The organism is Nitrospinota bacterium (assembly GCA_009873635.1).
Lineage (GTDB): Bacteria > Nitrospinota > Nitrospinia > Nitrospinales > VA-1 > LS-NOB.
Genome location: WAHY01000039.1, coordinates 10,713 through 13,133, shown reverse-complemented (window position 1 = coordinate 13,133; position 2,421 = coordinate 10,713). Strand labels below are relative to the sequence as shown.

Sequence of the window (2,421 nt, the reverse complement as noted above, 5' to 3'; positions counted from 1 at the left end):
TAATTAAAGTTACTTCCATTCTTCACAAAGGCTTCCACTTGCCTGAGTATTGATTAAAAACATTATGAAATCACCCTCACCTCAATCCTACCCCTCCGGGGCACGAAGGCTTCGGAAAAATATCACGTCTACCTCAAGAAAGAGGAGCTTAACAGTTCCTTCTCCCTCCAGGGGAGAAGGTTAGGATGAGGGGGAAATTAAATGATTCTTATAAACAGCCTTACATTGCCCGGCAATTCTTAATCTGCTATTCTACTGTTTTTCGGTGCATTTTTATTATAAGATATTAAAAAAAAACCTATTTGTGATCCTTTCTGGCAACTCCACAAATTTGGATTATAACCGACTTGTTTTTAGTGGGATACCCCTGCTAAAACGGGAAAAATATAGATATCGCACACAGGCACAGGGCCTGTTGAAACCGAGGTAAATAATGGATACAAAAGCTCTAAATATTCCGGACGAGATCCGGCAGGAAATTGAAGCGTTCGCCGCTGAGGTGGAACGGCTGAACCGTGGTGAAGTCAGTGATGACGACTTCAAACGGTTCCGGCTGCAACAGGGAATTTATGGTCAACGGCAGGATGGTGAGCAGATGGTGCGCACCAAGCTCCCGGCCGGGAGGATCACCAGTGACCAGATGAGTTCGCTGGCTGATTTCGCGGAGAAATATTCTCACGGCATTTTGCACATAACCACCCGCCAGGACATTCAACTGCATTATGTGAAGATTGATGATGTCCCGCGGGGACTCGAAGACCTCGCGCAGGCGGGCATCACCACGCGTGAGGCCTGCGGCAACACGGTGCGTAATGTAACGGCCTGTCACAAAGCCGGCACCTGCCAGACGGAAGTGTTCGATGTGGCTCCTTATGCGCTGGCGGTTTCAAAATATCTATTGCGTAGAGACCTGACCCAGAACCTGCCGCGAAAATTCAAAATCAGTTTTGGCGGTTGTAACGGTTGCGGGCTGGCCCCCATCCATGACATCGGATTGAAGGCGGTTATTAAAGACAATGTTCGCGGGTTCCGCATTCTCGTTGGGGGTGGGCTGGGTTCTTTCCCGCATGGGGCAAAGCCTTTGATCGACTTTCTTCCTGCCGACAATATGTTGCAGATGGCTGAGGCGATCGTCTCCGTGTTCGACAAATACGGCGACAAGCGCAACCGCAACAAGGCCCGGCTCAAGTATGTGGTCGACAAGCTCGGCATGGATAAGATCAAAGAACTTTATGAAGAGGAATACGCCGCGCTCAATGGCAACACCTACCCTGCTATTGACCTGTCTGATGAAGACGCGGTTCCGGAGATTCCTTCATATCAACCGAACAACGAGCACGACTCTGATCCGGAGTTCACTCTCTGGAGAGACAGGAACATTGAAGCGCAGAAACAGAGCGGATTCCACAATGTGCAGATCAAACTGATTCTCGGTGACTTCACCATCCCGCAAGCCAGGGCATTGGCAGACATCGCCCGGAAATATGCGGGAGCGATGATCCTCTGCACGGTCAACCAGAACGTGATGATCCCCTGGGTTAAGGAAGATGCTTTCGGCGCCGTCTATGCGGCACTGAAAAACATCGGGCTTCACAAAGCCGGTACCGAAGAGATTCGCGACATCACCTGTTGTCCGGGTTCAGAAACCTGCAACCTCGGCATCACGGCTTCCCGCGGGTTGGTGCAGGAGCTGAACAAGGATATGGAGAATGGTTTCCAGCCAACCAAAGACCTCGATCATGTTTCGATCAAGGCGAGCGGTTGCCCGAACTCCTGTGGTCAGCATCATATAGCTTCGATCGGGTTTCATGGCGGAGCAAAAAAACTGAATGGTGTGCTGACTCCGCATTATGAAGTGCTGCTTGGCGGGAGAGTCTCGGAAGATGATGTGGTGTTTGGCACTTCCGTCATTAAGATTCCTGCGAAGAACGCGCCCCAGGCGACAAAAGTTACGCTTGAAGATTTTAAATCCAACAAGCAGGACGGCGAAACCTTTGGTGAGTATTTTGACCGGAAAGGTAAACTCCATTTCCGCGATTTGCTCGATCCGCTCAAATCTTTGCCGGATATTGAGGCATCGCCTGAGTCTTATATCGACTATGGCTCAACAGAAAAATTCAGTCTCGAAGACCGTGGACAGGGCGAGTGCGCCGGTGCTGTCACCGATATGATCACCGACCGCATCACCGAAGCAGAGCGGGCCCACTTCCAGGGCAAGCTCAGCCTTGAAAAGAAAGAGTTCAAGGAAACGGGAGATCACGCGAAGCGTTCGGTCATTGCTTCTGCCCGGGCTCTACTGGTTACGGAAGGAATGGACTTCAATGACGATTGGGAATGTCTGAAAAAATTCCAGTCACTGGTTATCGACATGGAAATTGTATCGGCCAGGTTCGCGAAGCTCATCGACAGCTTTGAGTCGAC

At 50.4% G+C, this 2,421-nt stretch carries 1 protein-coding gene; it reads left to right on the top strand.

The genetic code is table 11. The features are described 5' to 3' along the window. Nucleotides 1-433 precede the first annotated feature (433 nt). Nucleotides 434-2,421: nitrite/sulfite reductase (locus F3741_12430; GenBank protein ID MZG31583.1), on the top strand; the 1,988-nt coding region annotated here is incomplete at its 3' end.